We start from the raw sequence: 17,248 nt of genomic DNA, 5'->3' as shown, positions 1-17,248 counted from the left end.
ACGACTATACTTAGTTATATTGATGATTAGCGCAAGACCCGACCGGGTCCTTCCCCTAAGTCCGGTGCAAGGATGGCACCGGACTTTTTTTATTCTATTATTTTAATCCATCAATTTGACCAAAAAGACGCTGAAAATTCTCCGTGGTCGCTTCGGCTACCGCTTCATAAGAAATTTGCCGAATTTGTGCTAAAACTTCAGCGATTCGGCGGGTATAAGCAGGTTGATTCTCTCCGCCACGATAAGGTGTTGGCGCTAAATAAGGGGAATCAGTTTCAACTAAAAGGCGGTCAAGCGGTAATTTGGCGAAAGCTTCTTGAACACTCTTGGCTGACTTAAAGCTAATAATGCCACTTGCGGAGATATAATAGCCCATCTCGATGGCAGCCATTGCCATCGCATAATCTTCAGTAAAGCAATGTAATACCCCACCAACCGATGCATCACCAAAATCTTGAATTAAGCGTAATGTGTCATCTCTGGCCTCTCGAGTATGAATAATCACTGGTTTTTTCAGCTCAGAACTGACTTTAAGATGTTCAATAAAGCTTTGTTGCTGGATATCTTTTGTTGCTGGATTGTAGTGATAATCAAGCCCAGTTTCCCCAATCGCAATCACGCCATCTTCAGAGGCTAGCTGGCGCAGTAAGTTGGGTTCAAGTTCAGATTCGTGAACATGCAACGGATGCACACCACAAGAGAAAGCTAGCTTGGATAAATGAGCCAGTTTTTCTCGCATGATGTGATATTCATTCAATGAGATGGATACAACGAGCATATATTGCACATCTTGGGCACTGGCTTTGTCAATAACTTGCTGGGGATCACTATGTAAAGTTTCATAGTTTAAACGGTCAAGATGACAATGAGAGTCAATGAGCACTGGGTTCCTCCGTCTCAATCAGATTTAATAATAAAGGGTAAAGTTGCAGTGACAGATTAAGCGCCACATTTGTGTTTAATTGCTGCTGTAAATCAACAAATTGTTGATAGCATCCCATCAACTGTAGTGAATCCAAATGTGCCACCGATGGCCCAGCAAGCTGTTCCGTCGTTAGTTTTGTGTGCATCGAATCAATCAAGACCTGCCCTAGCCATTGGAGCTGATCTCGATGCGTGCTTATTTGCTCGTGAAGCGGCTCAATATTGCCTTGTTGAATAAGGGTATTAAAGGCCTGACAGAATTGCTCAATCTGCTTGGCGCCATCAGCATGTAGAAAATCACAAACTTGATTGGCATCATTTAACCAATGTAATGCTAACTGCTGCAACGTATTGGGTGTATCTGGCAATTGTTGTTGTAACCAACCAAGAGCTTGGTTAGGGTCTGGGGCATGGATGATCAAGCGTTGTGAACGGCTGAGAATCGTTGCTAGCAGTGCCGTCTGACGGGGCTTTAGTAAGATAAAGTAACTATGTGCTTTAGGCTCTTCTAAAACTTTTAGTAAAGCATTAGCCGCAGCGGTTGTAAGCTTACCGACTTGGCTTATCACGGTTACTTTGGCCCGTCCGTGACTGGGCGTTTGTACGGCCCATTCTTGCAGTGCCCTAACTTGGTCGACGCCGATCGATACTGCGCTTGGCTCCAACAGATAGAAATCAGAGTGACTATGCGCACTCATCATTTTACAACTATGGCAGTAGCCACAAGGTTTATTGGTTGTATCCGATTGACATAATAAACGCGTGGCGGTCCAATTTGCGATCTCTACCGCTGCGCCGCCCTCATCATAGTCGAATAGTAAAGTTTGACCTAAATGTTGCTCGATGATCTGCTGTTCTAGCATATCAAGGGTCGATTGATACCAATTCAACGGAATTGTGAGGCGTTTATTCATGGCTAAAAAAAGTATCTAAAGCTTGAGTAATCATGTCTTGTACCATCAAAAATGGCAAAGAGGCGTCAATTTTAATGATGGTTTGATCGCGTTCAAACTCATCTAGATAGACGCTGCGTGCGCGTTCAAAAAATGCCTGCTGTTGTTGCTCTATTCTATCTAAATCACCACGTGCTTTAGCTCTAGCGAGTCCAACTTTTGGGTCAATATCTAGATAGAGGGTCAAATCAGGGCGAAAATCACCTAATGTTAACTCTCGAAGTTGATCAAGGGTGGTCATAGGGATTTGACGTCCCCCGCCTTGATAAGCTCTTGAGCTTAAATCGTGTCGATCGCCTAAGACCCATTGTCCTTGTCTAAGGGCTGGCTTGATGACATTTTCAACCAGTTGACTGCGCGCAGCATACATCAATAAAAGCTCACTTTGTGTTGTGATCACTTCGTCTTGATAATATTTAAGAATATCGCGTAATTGCTCAGCCAAAGGCGTTCCTCCGGGTTCCCGAGTGGTGATGTAGTTTTGTTGGTGTGTTGATAGCCAAGACTTAACTGTCTCAACCGCTGAACTTTTACCGGCTCCTTCGAGCCCTTCAATGACAATAAATTGGGCATTCATCGTTTTAAAATATATTTCCTAACTGCTTGATTATGTTCTTGCAAGTTGACTGAAAAATGATGACCACCACTGCCATCAGCAACAAAATAATAGTAATTTGTATTTGCCGGATGAGCCGCGGCTTGAATCGCAGATCGTCCTGGCATGGCAATAGGTGTTGGCGGTAATCCATAGATGACATAAGTGTTGTAGCGCGTTTTCTGTCTGAGATTGGCTCGGGTTAAATTACCCGTATAAGCATCCCCTAGCCCATAGATAACGGTTGGATCTGATTGTAACCGCATATGTTGATGGAGGCGATTGACAAATACTGATGCAACTTTCGGCATCTCTTCTACTTCACCCGTTTCTTTTTCAATAATAGAAGCAAGAACTAATAATTGGTAAGGTGACCGAATAGGTAGCCCCGCTTTTCGTGTTTGCCAAGTTTGAGCCAAAAATTGCCTCATTGCTTGATATGCCCGATTTAAAAGTGCCTCAGCGGTCGTGCCTTGCGTGTAATAATACGTTTCTGGAAGTAACCAGCCTTCCATATTTCCATTAGAAAAGCCCAGTTCAGCTGTCACCTGTGTCAGAGATGCTTGATTTATCTTGATACCAGGGGCTTGTTGTAATTGCTGCCACCATTGGGTCATCGTTTCGCCGTCAACGAATGTGATATGGTATTGGTAGACATTCCCAGAGCGCAGTATAGCGGCTATTTTTGCAAAACTTGCTTGTGCTGGCAACTGGTAGGTCCCAGCCTTAATTTTAGCCAACTGAGGATACAGTCGTAACCATCCTTTTAGCACAAATCGTTGCTGTGGGGCTAAGGGGTGTAATTGCTCAAATACATCAATGAGGCGTGTATTTTCCTTGAGCGTGTAAAGTTGCTGTTTATCTAATACGCGGTGATTCCATAGTTGCTCTGCGTATTGATATGTTTGATAACCCGTAATCACGAGTAAAGCAATTATTCCCCCGATGAGTGAATAACTGCTTTTACGAAAAATCACTATAGATACCCCATATGGCGTAATAGTCGATGACTACATGAAAAATCAGAGAAAGATGAACCATTGAACCATGCAACGGGCACAATCGGTAGCAAACTGTTTGTCAACCAAATTTCATCAGCAAGCATGACATCTGTCAGTGAAAATTGCCCTTGCTGCAGGTGTAAATCAACAAACTCAGGCTCGCTTAATAATAGCGATAAAAGATATTGCCGCATAGCACCATGGATGCCCGCGTGCTTAAGCGTGGGTGTATAAAGAATCTGCCCTTTGCGCCAAAATAAATTGGCGGCACTTGCCTCTACCACATGATCAAAGTGATCAAGTACGATTAAATCATCAACACTTTGATCTAATTCACATTTTATAGCGATTTGTTCTAAACGGTTCAGTGTTTTTAGATCACTATAGATATGCCCTACTGCCAGTTTTGTCCGAGCAACACCTAAGCGAATCCCTTCAATTTGCCAACGCTCATAACGGCTGATAGGTGCAAACGATGAAACAATCCATTGTGGATTAACTTGACTGGGCAACTGATAACCTTGCTCTCCCTGCCCACGCGTGATGACTAGCTTTAGACCACCTTGAACCAAATTTTGCGCACGCTTTTGGATGAAAGACCAAATGAAAGATTCATCAACCGATATAGCAAGTCGCATTAAACTTTGTTTGACTCGGTATTGATGCTGCTGGAATAACTCAACTTGACTATTACGCACCGCCATCGTGGTAAAAAAACCATCACCAAACATGCAACCGCGATCAAAGACGCTTAGCTGTTCACCTAGTTTTCCATTGATCCAACAATCACCCAAGTTGTTTGTCCTCTGTGTGAGATCATAAAAAAACCCGATGCCATGTTAACGGCATCGGGCTTTAAGCTCAATCAACGGAGTGATTAGATTTTCTTAAACAACAGAGAGCCATTGGTACCACCAAAACCGAAAGAATTCGATAATGTGTATTCCAGTTCGGCTTTACGTGCTTTACCTGCTACATAATCTAAATCGCACCCTTCATCTGGATGATCCAAATTAATTGTAGGTGGTGCTATTTGATCACGCAGTGCCAGTACAGAGATGATTGCTTCTATCGCGCCAGCCGCACCTAATAGATGACCGGTCATCGATTTGGTTGAGCTCACTAATAATTTATAAGCATGTTCACCAAAGACTTTTTTCACTGCATTGTTTTCAGATATATCACCCGTAGGAGTCGATGTGCCATGGGCATTAATATAATCAACGGCTGAAGGCTCAACGCCTGCATCTTTCAATGCATTTCGCATCGCCAACACCGCACCATCACCAGAAGGTGCGGTGATATGATAGGCATCAGCGCTCATACCAAAGCCAACTAGTTCGGCATAGATTTTCGCACCACGAGCTTTAGCACCTTCGTATTCCTCAAGTACTAAAACACCAGCCCCATCACCCAGTACAAAGCCGTCACGATCTTTATCCCAAGGACGACTGGCCGCTTGCGGGTCATCATTGCGACTACTCAGTGCTCGAGCAGCTGCAAATCCCCCCATACCAAGCTGTGTCGATGCTTTTTCTGCCCCACCGGCGACCATCACATCTGCATCACCGTAAGAAATCATTCGAGCCGCCATACCGATAGAATGAGTACCTGTTGTACAGGCTGTCGTTATAGCGATATTCGGGCCTTTCATACCAGTTTTAATTGATAAATGACCTGAGACCATATTAATAATGGTAGACGGAACAAAAAATGGACTAATTTTACGAGGTCCATGGTTCATAAAATTGGTATGGTTCTGCTCAATGAGCCCTAAACCACCAATTCCTGAACCAATTGATACCCCTATTCGTTCAGCATTGTCATCGGTAATTTCAAGAGCTGCATCTTCTATCGCCATTAGGCCTGCAGCAATACCATACTGAATAAAGAGATCCATTTTGCGTTGATCTTTCTTGGCAATATATTTATCAGCCTCGAAATTTTTCACCAAACCGGCGAAACGAGTCGGAAAGGCCTCTGTATCGAAATGCTCAATGGGTCCGATACCACTTTGGCCTGCTAGAAGAGCTTTCCAAGAATCTTCTGCCGTATTTCCTACCGGCGATAGCATGCCAATGCCGGTTACAACCACTCTGCGTTTTGTCACAGATTAGCCTCCAGAAACGGGAATTAAAAAATAGTAGGTAGAAATTAAAACAGGCAGCTATGCCACCTGTTTTAGAAGATTAGTCTTGGTTAGCAAGAATGTAATCAATCGCTGATTGAACGGTAGTGATTTTTTCTGCTTCTTCGTCTGGAATTTCAGTATCAAACTCTTCTTCCAGAGCCATAACTAACTCAACTGTATCCAAAGAATCTGCACCTAGATCATCAACGAATGATGCTTCTGACTTAACTTCATCTTCACCAACACCAAGCTGTTCGATGATAATCTTCTTTACACGTTCTTCAATTGTGCTCATGACAATAATTTTCCTTTGTATAATACGCTTTTGCGTCGTTGCGATAGTGTATTCAAACCGCGGAAAGTTGCAACCCCCGTTGCATGATCAATTACGCGATTTTTCACTGATTACAATAGTAAATATAATACTTAATCACTTTTTCTGTAATTAAGCCATGTACATACCACCATTCACATGAATCGTTTCACCAGTAATATATGCTGCATCATCGCAGGCTAAGAAGGCAACTACTTTGGCAATTTCTTCTGGTGTGCCAAGTCGATTCATTGGCACCTGAGTTAAAATTGCCTCACGCTGTCCTTCATCCAGTTCACGAGTCATATCTGTTTCAATAAATCCCGGGGCAATGGCATTCACTGTAATTCCACGAGAAGCCACTTCCTTAGCCATTGAACGAGTGAAGCCTAACACGCCAGCCTTGGCGGCTGAATAGTTGACTTGTCCTGCATTCCCCATGGAGCCGACGACCGAACCGATATTAATGATACGTCCCGCTCGTTGTTTCATCATAGCTCGTAACACAGCTTTTGATAATTTGAATACAGAGGTCAAGTTGGTGGCGATAATATCGTCCCACTCTTCATCTTTCATCCGCATCATCAAATTATCACGCGTGATACCAGCATTATTCACGAGGATATCGATATCGCCAAATTTTTCTTTGATTTGACCAAATAACTGGCTGATAGAGTCGTCATCTGTGACATTTAATACCATCCCTTGTCCCTGCTCTTCTAAGTACGCGCTGATAGCTTGTGCGCCTGACTCAGATGTAGCTGTTCCAATGACGGTAGCGCCTCGGTGTAGTAGTTCAACTGCAATGGCTTGACCTATACCGCGACTTGCTCCGGTCACGAGTGCGATTTTACCGCTCAATGACATCGTTGATTACCCTTATTTTGAAATCAGATCGACAGCCGCATCTAGTGATGCACTATCATTGATCGAAATTGCTGATAATTGCTTATTAATACGTTTTGTTAAACCCGCAAGTACTTTTCCAGGGCCACATTCAACCAGCGAAGAAACACCTTCATTAGCCATCAACTCAACTGTTTCAGTCCAACGTACTGGACTATAAAGCTGTTTAATCAACGCTTCTTTGATCTGCTCGGCATCACTTGATATTGCCACATTATAATTATGGATGACTTTAAATAAAGGTGTATTAAACACAATACTATCAAGTTTGTCTGCTAATTTTTCTGCTGCAGGTCGCATCAATTCACAATGCGAAGGCACGCTAACAGGTAACGGCAATGCGCGTTTAGCTCCTGCTTCTTTGCATAAAATATTCGCTCGCTCTACCGCGGCTCTATTACCAGCAATCACAACTTGGCCGGGTGAATTAAAGTTAACCGCGGTGACAATTTCACCTTGAGCGGCTTGTTCGCAGACTTCAATAATCCGTGAATTATCTAAACCAATAATCGCTGACATGGCCCCTATGCCGACAGGAACCGCTTGCTGCATGAGTTGCCCACGCAGCTCAACTAAGCGTATAGCATCAGCAAAATTAATTACACCCGCACAAGTGAGTGCCGAGTATTCACCTAAACTATGGCCGGCTAGAAACGAAGGTTTCAAGTCGACACGGTCTTGCCAAACTCGCCACAACGCAACTGAGCAAGCTAGTAACGCGGGTTGTGTGACAGAGGTATCATTCAGTTTTTCCGCTGGCCCTTGTTCTATAATATAGCCAATATTGTAACCTAGTGCATCAGAGGCTTGTTGAAATGTTTGCTGAACAATTACATTTGTTTGAGCAAACTCTGATAACATCCCAACGCTCTGAGAGCCTTGTCCAGGAAATACAAAAGCGAAATTTGACATATAAGGTTCCTATATCGTTAGTGTTACCTGTAAGCCTTGTGTTAGCTTTTGCAGGTATCATTCACGAATTCAAATTTAATGCAGGCAAGTATAACGGCTTAAGCGTCACTTCCCAAGCATGATCCATACATCCATAGCAACAAACGAGCAATAATCATCCAATTAAGACGTTAAATCCTATAATTAGCCAATTTCTGATAAAAATTTAGGGATCTGTTGACCAATTAATTGAGGAATATTGAGCTGAGATTGAACCAGTGCCTCACTGATTGCTTGAAAAAAAGCTTCGCTGTCAGCTCGACCATGACTTTTGATCACAACACCGCGAAGGCCTAGCATACATGCGCCATTATGTTTTTGGGGGGTAAGCTGTGAAAGTTGTCGCTGAAAATTTGGCATCAGCCAAGTCATAATGAATCGCTTCAGTGGGCTTTGAGGTAGCATTTTTCGAAACGAATAGAGCAAAAATTCAGCAGTTCCTTCAGCGGTTTTAAGTGCAATATTCCCTGAGAAGCCATCACTGACAATGACATCTACATCACCATCAAAGATTTGGTTGCCTTCAATAAACCCTTGATAATTTAACGATGAAGTTTGTGTCAATAGACGCCCTGCTTGGCGAATCGCATCATTTCCTTTGATCGATTCGCTGCCGATATTCAATAGTGCAATTTTAGGATTGTTAATGTGCCAAAGGGTCTGAACCAACACCATTCCCATCAGCGCAAACTGATGTAATAGATGAGAACTACACGTTGAGTTAGCCCCTAGATCAAGCATCAGAGTTTGTCGTCCTCGTCGATTAGGAATTGAACTGACCAGTGCTGGCCGCTCTATACCGGGCAATACTTTTAAAATTGCATGTGATAATGCCACTAACGCACCGGTATGACCGGCGCTAACGCAAGCATCAGCCTCTCCATCAGCAACCATCTGTAGAGATAATCCCATTGAGGAGTTTCGTCGAGTGCGCAAAATTTTAAGTGGCTTATCTTCAGGGGCTATCATCTGAACTGTATGCACAATACTCAGACGAGTCTCATCTTCAAGATGATAGTGGTGGATGAGGGGAATAAGCTGCTCACGATCTCCGATAAGTCGAAGCGTAAGATATGGATAATTCTCTAAAGCCTGTTTGGCTGCGGGGACAACAACTGGGGGGCCAGAATCTCCCCCCATCGCATCTAACGCCAACGTTAGACGTTGCAATGATGTCGCCTTACTTATTGATAACTTTCTGGCCACGATAGTAGCCATCAGCAGTTACGTGATGACGACGATGAGTTTCGCCAGTAGTTTTGTCAACGCTCAGTGCAGCATTGTTAGTGATTGCATCATGTGAACGACGCATGCCACGCTTAGAACGGGTTTTACGGTTTTGTTGAACGGCCATGACCCTTTCTCCTAATTATCTTTTTTTAAACTTTGTAAAATAGCAAATGGATTGGACTGCGTACTCTCTTCTTGAGTTGCTAGCTTACCAAACGTTTGGACTTGCTCTTGAACTTTACACTCGTCAATTGAATGCATTGCAATCAATGGTAACGCGATCAAAAATTCGTCTTCAAGTACCTCATGAAGATTAAACTCGCTATTTTCATCTAACTCAAGCGGTTCATACGCTTCCGGAAGTTCTTCCATCGGCTGCTTGTCTGTTACCGGAGAGTATTGGAATTCAACATTAAGTGGTAGAACAAACTCTTCCCTACAACGCTGACAAACCAATGTCACTTCGGTGCTTGCCGTGCCTGTCATCACAGATAACCCTTGCGAGTCAATATCAAAGCGAATCCAAGCGTTAGCATCTATATTTACAGCTGAAGTTGCTTGTGCTAATCGCAGCATCTGTCCTTTAGGTAAGATGCCGTGATAATCCAATCGGCGTTTCGCCGCTCGGAATGCTTCAACCTCAACCGGTAATTTAACCTTTTGCATAAGGCGCGCATCATATAGTTAGAGAGGCTGATAGTCAAAGGATTTTAATGAAAACCAGCAACATTACAAGCTCTCGCTAATTGAAGTTGCAGAGTTTACAATTGCCCTTCCCAAATAGCGAGAGCAAATTATGTATCCTTCAATTATTCTTGCATCTAGTTCAAAATATCGCCAACAGTTACTCAAAAAAATAGCCATTTCATTTAAAAGTGTTTCGCCTGATATTGATGAGTCACCTTTTGCTGGCGAATCAGCCAGTGAACTCGTCGTGAGATTAGCTGTTGGAAAAGCGCAGGCGCTTGCTGTTAATTACCCAAATCATCTTATTATTGGTAGTGATCAAGTTTGCGCAATAAATGGCCATATTTTAGGAAAACCACACTCAGTGGATAACGCGATTGAACAACTTAGGCAAGCAAGTGGTCAAACGGTTCGCTTTTTTACTGGTTTGGCCTTGTTGAATACTCAGACTCAACACTTGCAACAACGGGTCGAAACATTTGATGTGCAATTTCGCCAGCTCAGTGAACAACTCATCCGTCGTTACGTTGCAATTGAACGTCCTTTGGACTGTGCCGGTAGCTTCAAAAGCGAAGGGAGTGGAATCGTTTTATTTGAGGCTCTTCGAGGTAATGACCCGAATACACTTATTGGTTTGCCTTTAATTCGATTAGTCGAATTCCTCACCAATGAGGGAGTTGAATTACTCAGCGCGGTCTAAAACCGCATCAATAGATGCGGTTGATAGTTATAAACTAGATATTAATAACGGGCTAATCGGTAGCTAAACGATCAATAACCTGCTGTAAATGGGCATCAAGGGGAGCATTTAGGTGCATCATATCGCCAGTTCGGGGATGCTCAAAACGGATCTGCCAAGCATGCAAAAAAAGTCTATTCAAGCCAATAGATTTGCTGTGCTCTAATTGCTCATGGGTTGCGTATTTAGAGTCGCCTGCAATCTCGTGACCCACATATTGGCAATGGACTCGAATTTGATGCGTGCGTCCGGTAACAGGAGACGCTTTAACTAAACTCATTTCACCTAAGCGTCGTTCTAGCTGATAGCGCGTCAAAGAGGGTTTGCCCTGCTCTTCATCCACCTTGACCAGGCGTTCACCGGAGCTCAATAAGTTTTTAGCTAAAGGCGCATTCACAGTTTTTAATGAGCGCTCCCATTGACCATACACTAAGGCTAAGTAATCTTTTTGTACGGTTTTTTCTCTGAGTTGACGATGCATTTCACGCAACGCGCTACGCTTTTTGGCAATCATCAATACGCCAGAAGTATCGCGATCAAGACGATGAATTAATTCTAAAAAACGAGCGTCAGGTCGCAGAGCCCGTAGTCCTTCAATGACACCAAAGCTAAGGCCACTTCCACCATGAACTGCAAAGCCGCTCGGTTTATTGATCACTAACAGATAGTCATCTTCAAACAATATGCAATGTTCTAAATTAGAAATTTTGTCCAATTTGGCATTTGCGGGTAAGTTTTCGCTTGTTGAAACTCGAACCGGTGGGATACGAACTTCATCTTTTTCGAGCAATTTATAGTCAGGTTTTATTCTTTTTTTGTTTACTCGCACTTCTCCTTTGCGCAAAATGCGATAAATGAGACTTTTGGGCACGCCTTTTAGCTGCCGTTTCAGGAAGTTGTCTATTCGTTGCCCAGCATCGTCGTCAGTAACGGTTACCCAGCGAACGCTATTATTTGTCGTATTCATAGAATGGATGGTATCACAAAGATGAAATTGATTGCTGCGAAAATATAGCTTTGCTATATTTAATCCGTTAAACACATCAGTTTTTGAATTTTTGATGTGTTACGCTCAATCCGCCGAGTAGCGCTGTATATTCAATAGTCACTATAGCCTCGCGGTGTGTCATGATAACAAAATTTAAAACAACCGAGTAGGCAACGAAAAGCTGCCTTAAAACGCAAAAGAGCGAGTAGATTTTACGCCAGGTTGCACGCAATAAAAATGAAGAAATAAAATAGTTGCGGCCAGGTAATTACAACGCGTCACCCATGCGCCCTAAAATGACGAAGTTACAACCGTGAGGTTCCTTGCTTTGCAAAAAAAACACAGGGCCTAGCCGTTATAAGGCAGGTTGAAAGGTCTGCTTGGTTAAAACCAAGGCAGAATGAATGAAAAGAATGTTAATTAACGCCATGCAACTCGAAGAAATGCGCGTGGCTCTCGTAGATGGTCAGAAGCTGTACGATTTAGATATCGAAAGCCCAGGCCATGAACAAAAGAAAGCAAATATATATAAAGGTAAAATTACTCGAGTTGAGCCTAGTCTTGAAGCTGCTTTCGTCGACTATGGTGCGGAACGCCATGGTTTTTTACCCATCAAAGAGATAGCTCGCGATTATTTCCCGTCTGGTTATGTATACAAAGGTCGGCCATCGATAAAAGATGTGGTCAAAGAAGGCCAAGAAGTTATTGTTCAGATTGACAAAGAAGAACGTGGTAACAAAGGTGCGGCTTTAACAACTTTTATCAGTTTAGCTGGAAGCTATCTGGTTTTAATGCCAAATAATCCGCGTGCTGGAGGGATTTCCCGTCGTATCGAAGGTGACGATAGAACTGAGTTAAAAGAAGCGTTGGGCAGTCTAGAATTGCCTAAAGGAATGGGACTGATTGTGCGCACGGCAGGCGTGGGTAAATCAGCTGAGGAACTCGAATGGGATTTAAAAGTACTCCTTAACCATTGGAAAGCGATTAAAGATGCAGCTGACTCGCAATCAGCTCCTGTTTTGATCCATCAAGAAAGCAATGTGATTGTGCGGGCTATCCGTGATTACTTGCGCCGCGATGTAGGTGAAATTTTAATTGATAATCGCATCATTTTTGAAGAAGCTAAACAGCATATTTCGTTAGTTCGTCCTGATTTTGTTAGCCGTGTAAAACGTTATGATGGCGAAGTTCCTCTATTTAATCATTACCAGATCGAATCCCAGATCGAGTCGGCTTTCCAGCGTGAGGTTCGCTTACCTTCTGGCGGAAGCATTGTTATTGATCCAACAGAAGCGTTAACGTCTATTGATATTAACTCCGCTCGTGCAACAAAAGGGGGGGATATCGAAGAAACTGCGCTGCAAACTAACTTGGAAGCTGCTGATGAAGTTGCGCGGCAGTTACGGTTACGTGATTTAGGCGGTTTGGTTGTCATCGATTTTATCGATATGACACCGGTTAAAAACCAACGAGAAGTCGAAAATCGTTTCCGCGAAGCGGTTCGCCAAGATCGTGCGCGCGTACAGATTGGACGCATTTCTCGGTTTGGTTTGTTAGAAATGTCTCGTCAACGACTGCGGCCATCATTAGTAGAATCGTCCACTCATATTTGTCCGCGTTGTAATGGCCAAGGCACTATTCGTGATACTGAATCGCTAGCGCTATCAATTTTGCGTCTTGTTGAAGAAGAAGCTCTAAAAGAGAATACGCCCGAGGTTCGTGCAGAAGTGCCTGTTTCAGTTGCGGCATATCTACTAAATGAAAAACGTGTAGCAGTCAACAAGCTTGAAAAACGCCATCAGGTTCGAGTTGTCGTGATTCCTAACCAACATATGGACACCCCCCACTACGAAGTGAACCGAGTACGTCCTGGCGAACAAACAGAAGAAGCTAGCTACAGTCTTGTGACCGCCCAGCCTTCGCCTGTATATCAACCTCAAGTTAATATTCAGCAAAAAGCTTCTGAGCAGCCGCTGTTGAAAGGTTTTTCGCCCATAGAACCTGCTCCTGTTGTGAATCAAACAGTTGCTGTTGTCCAAAAGGCTGAGTCTTGGTTTAGTCGATTGATGAATAAGCTGTTTAGTCCAGCGCCAGTCACCCCTAAGGACGCTCCAAAGGACGCTCCAAAGGAGACGACTGAGGAATCTGCATCCAATAAGTCATCGGAATCATCACGGCCTGAACAAACTCGCAAAACTCGTGAGAACCGTAGTCGTCGGCAAAATCGCTCGAGACAACGTAGCGATGATAAAAAACCTCAGAATGTGGCCAACACTGACATTACTTCAGCGTCGACTCCAAAAGAGGAGAAACAATCGAAGCCTAGTCAAAAACAGGCCCCGGTTAAACGTGGGAGTGATACAAATAAGTCACAACCTCCAGTCGACGACCAATTGCAGGAAAGTGATCAGAATCAGGAAGCTGTCGTTCAGCACAAAGAAGAGCCACCTAAACTGCGTCGCCAGCAGCGTCGATTGTATCGAAAAATACGCTTGCAAGAAGCAGTTAGTGATACGGTAGCGCCAATATCAAATAGTAATGAACAGAGCTATGCGTCTTCATCTCGTGTAGAGAATACTGGGGTGACTAATGAGCCGTCATCGATTCAAGCAACTGCCACCGCTGATGAAACAACAATGGCTGTCAATGATGCAGGCACTGAGCCAAGCAACCTAGAAGTGGAAGCGGCTGAGCAAAAACCGGAAATTGCGCAAGAAAATCAGTCATCGACTACTGATACTGAACAAACCTCGGCGAAGCCAAAACGTCGTCGTCGTCGTTCGAGTCAATCACCATACGCCGGTGATCGTAAGCGCTTTAGTGATCTGGAAAAAGCGTCTTTAAGCAATGATGAAATGGCAGAGTCAAATGATCAAAATAGTCATGATGAACCCTCAGAGGTAAAAGCTGATTCAGCAGTAGAGCAGCAGGCAACTCCAGAGACGACATCACAGGCTCCATCAGAAAATCAGATGGATCAGCCGAATGTCGTCAGAGAATCGCCATCAGAACAGGTTGCGTCAACTCAGCCAGAGGCGATCATTGAGCCATCATCACAAATTGACACACAGCAGTCGGAAGTGGTGATAGAGCCACGCGTTGAACATGCGGTAGAATCTGCGCTTGTTTTAACTGCAGATGAAGCCGCGGCCATTAAGATTGAGCCCTCTGTCAATCCTATTGCAGGTGTTTTTGCTCAGGCGAAAGGGTTTGCGCATGCACCGATGACCAAACCTTCGCCAGTTGCACCAAGTGAGCGAACTGTTGAGGTACAACCTTATGAGCGTTTGCAATTACAGCATAGCGGTCGTCAGGCTGGCGTAAATGGTGCGTCACATTCAGTTAATGCACCAATGAAGAAGCCAAGCTGATCATAGCTGGTGCAATTTTGACACATTAAACTAGAAAAAGGGTTTGCTGAAATGGCAAACCCTTTTATGTATTGATCGATAGTATAATTTTTTAACTATTAGTTTTTTTAGTTATAAAAAACGTTTATTTTATTTTTCACATCAAAAATGAATTTTTACTCAAACCACCCATAACTCTCTTTTATATTTTTATTATATAAAATAAATCAGTAAGTTACCTTTCTAGTTAAGCTATAGATAGAAGTAGCAGTTTTCTCTCTAATTACCCACTTTTGATTATTCGGCACGATTGATGCTTGATTTTTGATCAATATCATCTGCTAAAAGGCTTTGACAAACGATTGAGTCAATTAAAGACTGAATAGAGGTGAGTTGATGCAATCTTGAATATCTCAGATGAATCAGCCACTAGTAAATTTTCTTTTATGTTTTATTGGGTTATTCAATTATTGGTCTAATCTTAAGTAATAACATAACAATTTCGGTCGTTAGTCTATCTATTCTGGGTAGGAACGATTAGGGGGAGAAGGCAATGAGCATATTCAATCATTATCTGCAGCGGTATGAAGAAGCTCGCTATGAAGAGCTATCTCTGGAAGAATACTTACAATTATGTAAAAAAGACTCGAGTGCTTATGCCTCTGCAGCAGAGCGACTCCTTATGGCGATTGGTGAACCCGAATACATTGATACATCTAAGGATTCACGTCTGAGCCGACTTTTCTCTAACCGAGTCGTCGCTCGTTATCCGGCTTTTAAAGAATTTTATGGTATGGAGGATAGCATTGAGCAAATAGTTGCTTATCTGAAGCATTCCTCGCAAGGATTAGAAGAACAAAAACAAATATTATATCTATTAGGTCCTGTTGGGGGCGGTAAATCATCTCTTGCTGAAAAATTGAAAAGTTTGATGCAAAAAATGCCCATTTATATTATTAAGGGATCGCCTGTTAACGATCATCCATTTTCACTATTTGATGTTGCAGAAGATGGTGATATTTTACTTAAAGAATATGGTATTCCAAAACGATATTTACGCACGATTATGTCGCCATGGGCCGCAAAACGATTGCATGAATATGGCGGAGATATTACTCAGTTTAAAGTGCTCAAAGTCTATCCTTCCATTCTTGATCAAATTGGGATCGCAAAAACAGAGCCTGGTGATGAAAATAACCAAGACATTTCGTCACTCGTTGGTAAAGTTGATATTCGCCAGCTTGAGCATTTTGCACAAAATGATGCCGATGCTTACAGTTATTCAGGTGCTTTATGCCGTGCGAACCAAGGCTTAATGGAATTTGTTGAGATGTTTAAGGCCCCCATTAAAGTGCTACATCCTTTATTAACCGCGACTCAAGAAGGAAATTATAATGGAACTGAGGGGCTGTCTGCATTACCATTTTCTGGGATTATTCTAGCTCACTCGAATGAATCAGAATGGCAGGCATTTCGTAATAATAAAAATAATGAAGCATTTTTGGATCGTGTTTATATAGTAAAAGTCCCCTATTGTTTGCGTATTTCTGAAGAAGTTAAAATCTATCAAAAATTACTTGATAACAGTGAATTAAACCATGCTAATTGTGCTCCAAGTACATTGAAGCTGTTAGCTGAATTTTCAGTTTTATCAAGGTTGCAAAATCCAGAGAATTCTTCTATCTATTCAAAAATGAGGGTTTATGACGGTGAGAGCCTCAAAGATACCGATCCGAAAGCTAAGTCATATCAGGAATATCGCGACTTTGCAGGTGTTGATGAAGGGATGGCCGGGTTATCGACTCGTTTTGCATTTAAAATTCTCTCGCGAGTATTTAATTTTGATGCAGTAGAGGTTGCAGCGAATCCTGTTCATTTATTTTATGTGTTAGAAAAACAGATAGAGCGTGAACAGTTCCCACAAGAACTCGCCGATCGCTATATTGAGCACCTGAAAGGCTATTTAGTTACAACCTATATCGAGTTTATTGGTAAAGAGATTCAAACTGCTTATCTCGAATCATATTCTGAGTACGGTCAAAATATTTTTGACCGATACGTCACTTATGCTGATTTTTGGATTCAAGATCAGGAATTTAGAGACCCTGATACAGGGCAGCTATTTGACCGTTCCGCGCTCAATGCAGAGCTTGAAAAAATCGAGAAACCAGCGGGGATAAGCAATCCTAAAGACTTCCGTAATGAAATTGTGAACTTTGTCTTACGAGCTCGCGCTAACAATGAAGGTAAAAACCCGACTTGGACTAGTTACGAGAAGTTACGCACGGTTATAGAGAAAAAAATGTTCTCTAATACTGAAGATCTTCTGCCAGTTATCTCATTTAATACTAAAACGTCAGCGGATGATCAACGTAAACATGATGACTTTGTCGATCGTATGATGGAAAAAGGCTATACCCGCAAACAGGTAAGGCTTCTTTCCGAATGGTACTTACGTGTTCGTAAATCATCTTAGCCAT

Annotated in this window: 16 protein-coding genes; 3 read left to right on the top strand and 13 right to left on the bottom strand. The window is 42.7% G+C overall.

Annotated elements, in window-relative coordinates:
• Positions 1-97: 97 nt before the first annotated feature.
• The 12 genes from ABUE30_RS02975 to yceD form a co-directional block, all read right to left on the bottom strand.
• Entirely contained in the window at positions 98-883 is a 786-nt protein-coding gene (locus ABUE30_RS02975) for a TatD family hydrolase (protein ID WP_408622179.1), read from the bottom strand.
• Entirely contained in the window at positions 873-1,838 is a 966-nt protein-coding gene (locus ABUE30_RS02970; protein WP_408622178.1) for a hypothetical protein, read from the bottom strand. The genes ABUE30_RS02975 and ABUE30_RS02970 overlap by 11 nt, the downstream gene beginning before the upstream one ends.
• A complete protein-coding gene (tmk, locus tag ABUE30_RS02965; protein WP_408622177.1) occupies positions 1,831-2,454 on the bottom strand; it encodes a dTMP kinase in 624 nt (207 codons plus the stop codon). Before tmk ends, ABUE30_RS02970 begins: the two co-directional genes overlap by 8 nt.
• Positions 2,451-3,449 (bottom strand): endolytic transglycosylase MltG, encoded by a 999-nt coding sequence (mltG, locus tag ABUE30_RS02960; RefSeq protein WP_408622176.1) that lies wholly within the window; start codon positions 3,447-3,449, stop codon positions 2,451-2,453. The genes tmk and mltG overlap by 4 nt, the downstream gene beginning before the upstream one ends.
• Complete coding sequence (gene pabC, locus ABUE30_RS02955; protein WP_408622175.1) at positions 3,449-4,267, bottom strand: aminodeoxychorismate lyase; 819 nt, start codon at positions 4,265-4,267, stop codon at positions 3,449-3,451. Before pabC ends, mltG begins: the two co-directional genes overlap by 1 nt.
• Before the next feature lie 83 nt (positions 4,268-4,350).
• Positions 4,351-5,583 carry a beta-ketoacyl-ACP synthase II gene (gene fabF, locus ABUE30_RS02950; RefSeq protein WP_408622174.1) on the bottom strand — a complete coding sequence of 411 codons (1,233 nt, stop codon included), beginning with the start codon at positions 5,581-5,583 and terminating at the stop codon, positions 4,351-4,353.
• A gap of 79 nt (positions 5,584-5,662) precedes the next feature.
• Positions 5,663-5,899 carry an acyl carrier protein gene (gene acpP, locus ABUE30_RS02945; protein WP_408622173.1) on the bottom strand — a complete coding sequence of 79 codons (237 nt, stop codon included), beginning with the start codon at positions 5,897-5,899 and terminating at the stop codon, positions 5,663-5,665.
• Positions 5,900-6,049: 150 nt separating this feature from the next.
• The gene (fabG, locus tag ABUE30_RS02940; protein ID WP_408622172.1) at positions 6,050-6,784 is read right to left on the bottom strand and encodes a 3-oxoacyl-ACP reductase FabG; all 735 of its coding nucleotides are present in this window, start codon (positions 6,782-6,784) and stop codon (positions 6,050-6,052) included.
• A 12-nt stretch (positions 6,785-6,796) separates the two neighbouring features.
• Positions 6,797-7,735, bottom strand: coding sequence for an ACP S-malonyltransferase (fabD, locus tag ABUE30_RS02935; protein ID WP_408622171.1), 939 nt, complete (start codon positions 7,733-7,735; stop codon positions 6,797-6,799).
• A 183-nt stretch (positions 7,736-7,918) separates the two neighbouring features.
• On the bottom strand, positions 7,919-8,944 hold the full coding sequence (gene plsX / locus ABUE30_RS02930) for a phosphate acyltransferase PlsX (protein ID WP_408622170.1): 1,026 nt from the start codon (positions 8,942-8,944) through the stop codon (positions 7,919-7,921).
• 10 nt (positions 8,945-8,954) lie between these two features.
• Positions 8,955-9,128: a 50S ribosomal protein L32 gene (gene rpmF / locus ABUE30_RS02925; protein WP_408622169.1), complete on the bottom strand. Its 174-nt coding sequence runs from the start codon at positions 9,126-9,128 to the stop codon at positions 8,955-8,957.
• Positions 9,129-9,139: 11 nt separating this feature from the next.
• Positions 9,140-9,670, bottom strand: coding sequence for a 23S rRNA accumulation protein YceD (gene yceD / locus ABUE30_RS02920; protein WP_408622168.1), 531 nt, complete (start codon positions 9,668-9,670; stop codon positions 9,140-9,142).
• Between the two features lie 130 nt (positions 9,671-9,800).
• Between yceD and ABUE30_RS02915 the strand changes: the two genes are divergently transcribed.
• Positions 9,801-10,391 (top strand): Maf family protein, encoded by a 591-nt coding sequence (locus ABUE30_RS02915; protein WP_408622167.1) that lies wholly within the window; start codon positions 9,801-9,803, stop codon positions 10,389-10,391.
• Positions 10,392-10,443: 52 nt separating this feature from the next.
• On the opposite strand, the gene rluC is transcribed toward ABUE30_RS02915, so the two are convergent.
• Positions 10,444-11,397: a 23S rRNA pseudouridine(955/2504/2580) synthase RluC gene (gene rluC, locus ABUE30_RS02910; RefSeq protein ID WP_408622166.1), complete on the bottom strand. Its 954-nt coding sequence runs from the start codon at positions 11,395-11,397 to the stop codon at positions 10,444-10,446.
• Positions 11,398-11,822: 425 nt separating this feature from the next.
• Between rluC and rne the strand changes: the two genes are divergently transcribed.
• Positions 11,823-14,789 carry a ribonuclease E gene (gene rne / locus ABUE30_RS02905; RefSeq protein ID WP_408622165.1) on the top strand — a complete coding sequence of 989 codons (2,967 nt, stop codon included), beginning with the start codon at positions 11,823-11,825 and terminating at the stop codon, positions 14,787-14,789.
• Positions 14,790-15,321: 532 nt separating this feature from the next.
• Entirely contained in the window at positions 15,322-17,244 is a 1,923-nt protein-coding gene (locus ABUE30_RS02900) for a PrkA family serine protein kinase (protein WP_408622164.1), read from the top strand.
• The last annotated feature ends 4 nt before the right edge of the window (positions 17,245-17,248 follow it).

Origin of the sequence: Celerinatantimonas yamalensis (assembly GCF_046054155.1) — a bacterium.
GTDB classification, from domain to species: Bacteria; Pseudomonadota; Gammaproteobacteria; order Enterobacterales; family Celerinatantimonadaceae; genus Celerinatantimonas; species Celerinatantimonas yamalensis.
The sequence above is the reverse complement of the archived record's forward strand: the minus strand, read 5'-3'. Positions and strand labels throughout refer to the sequence as shown.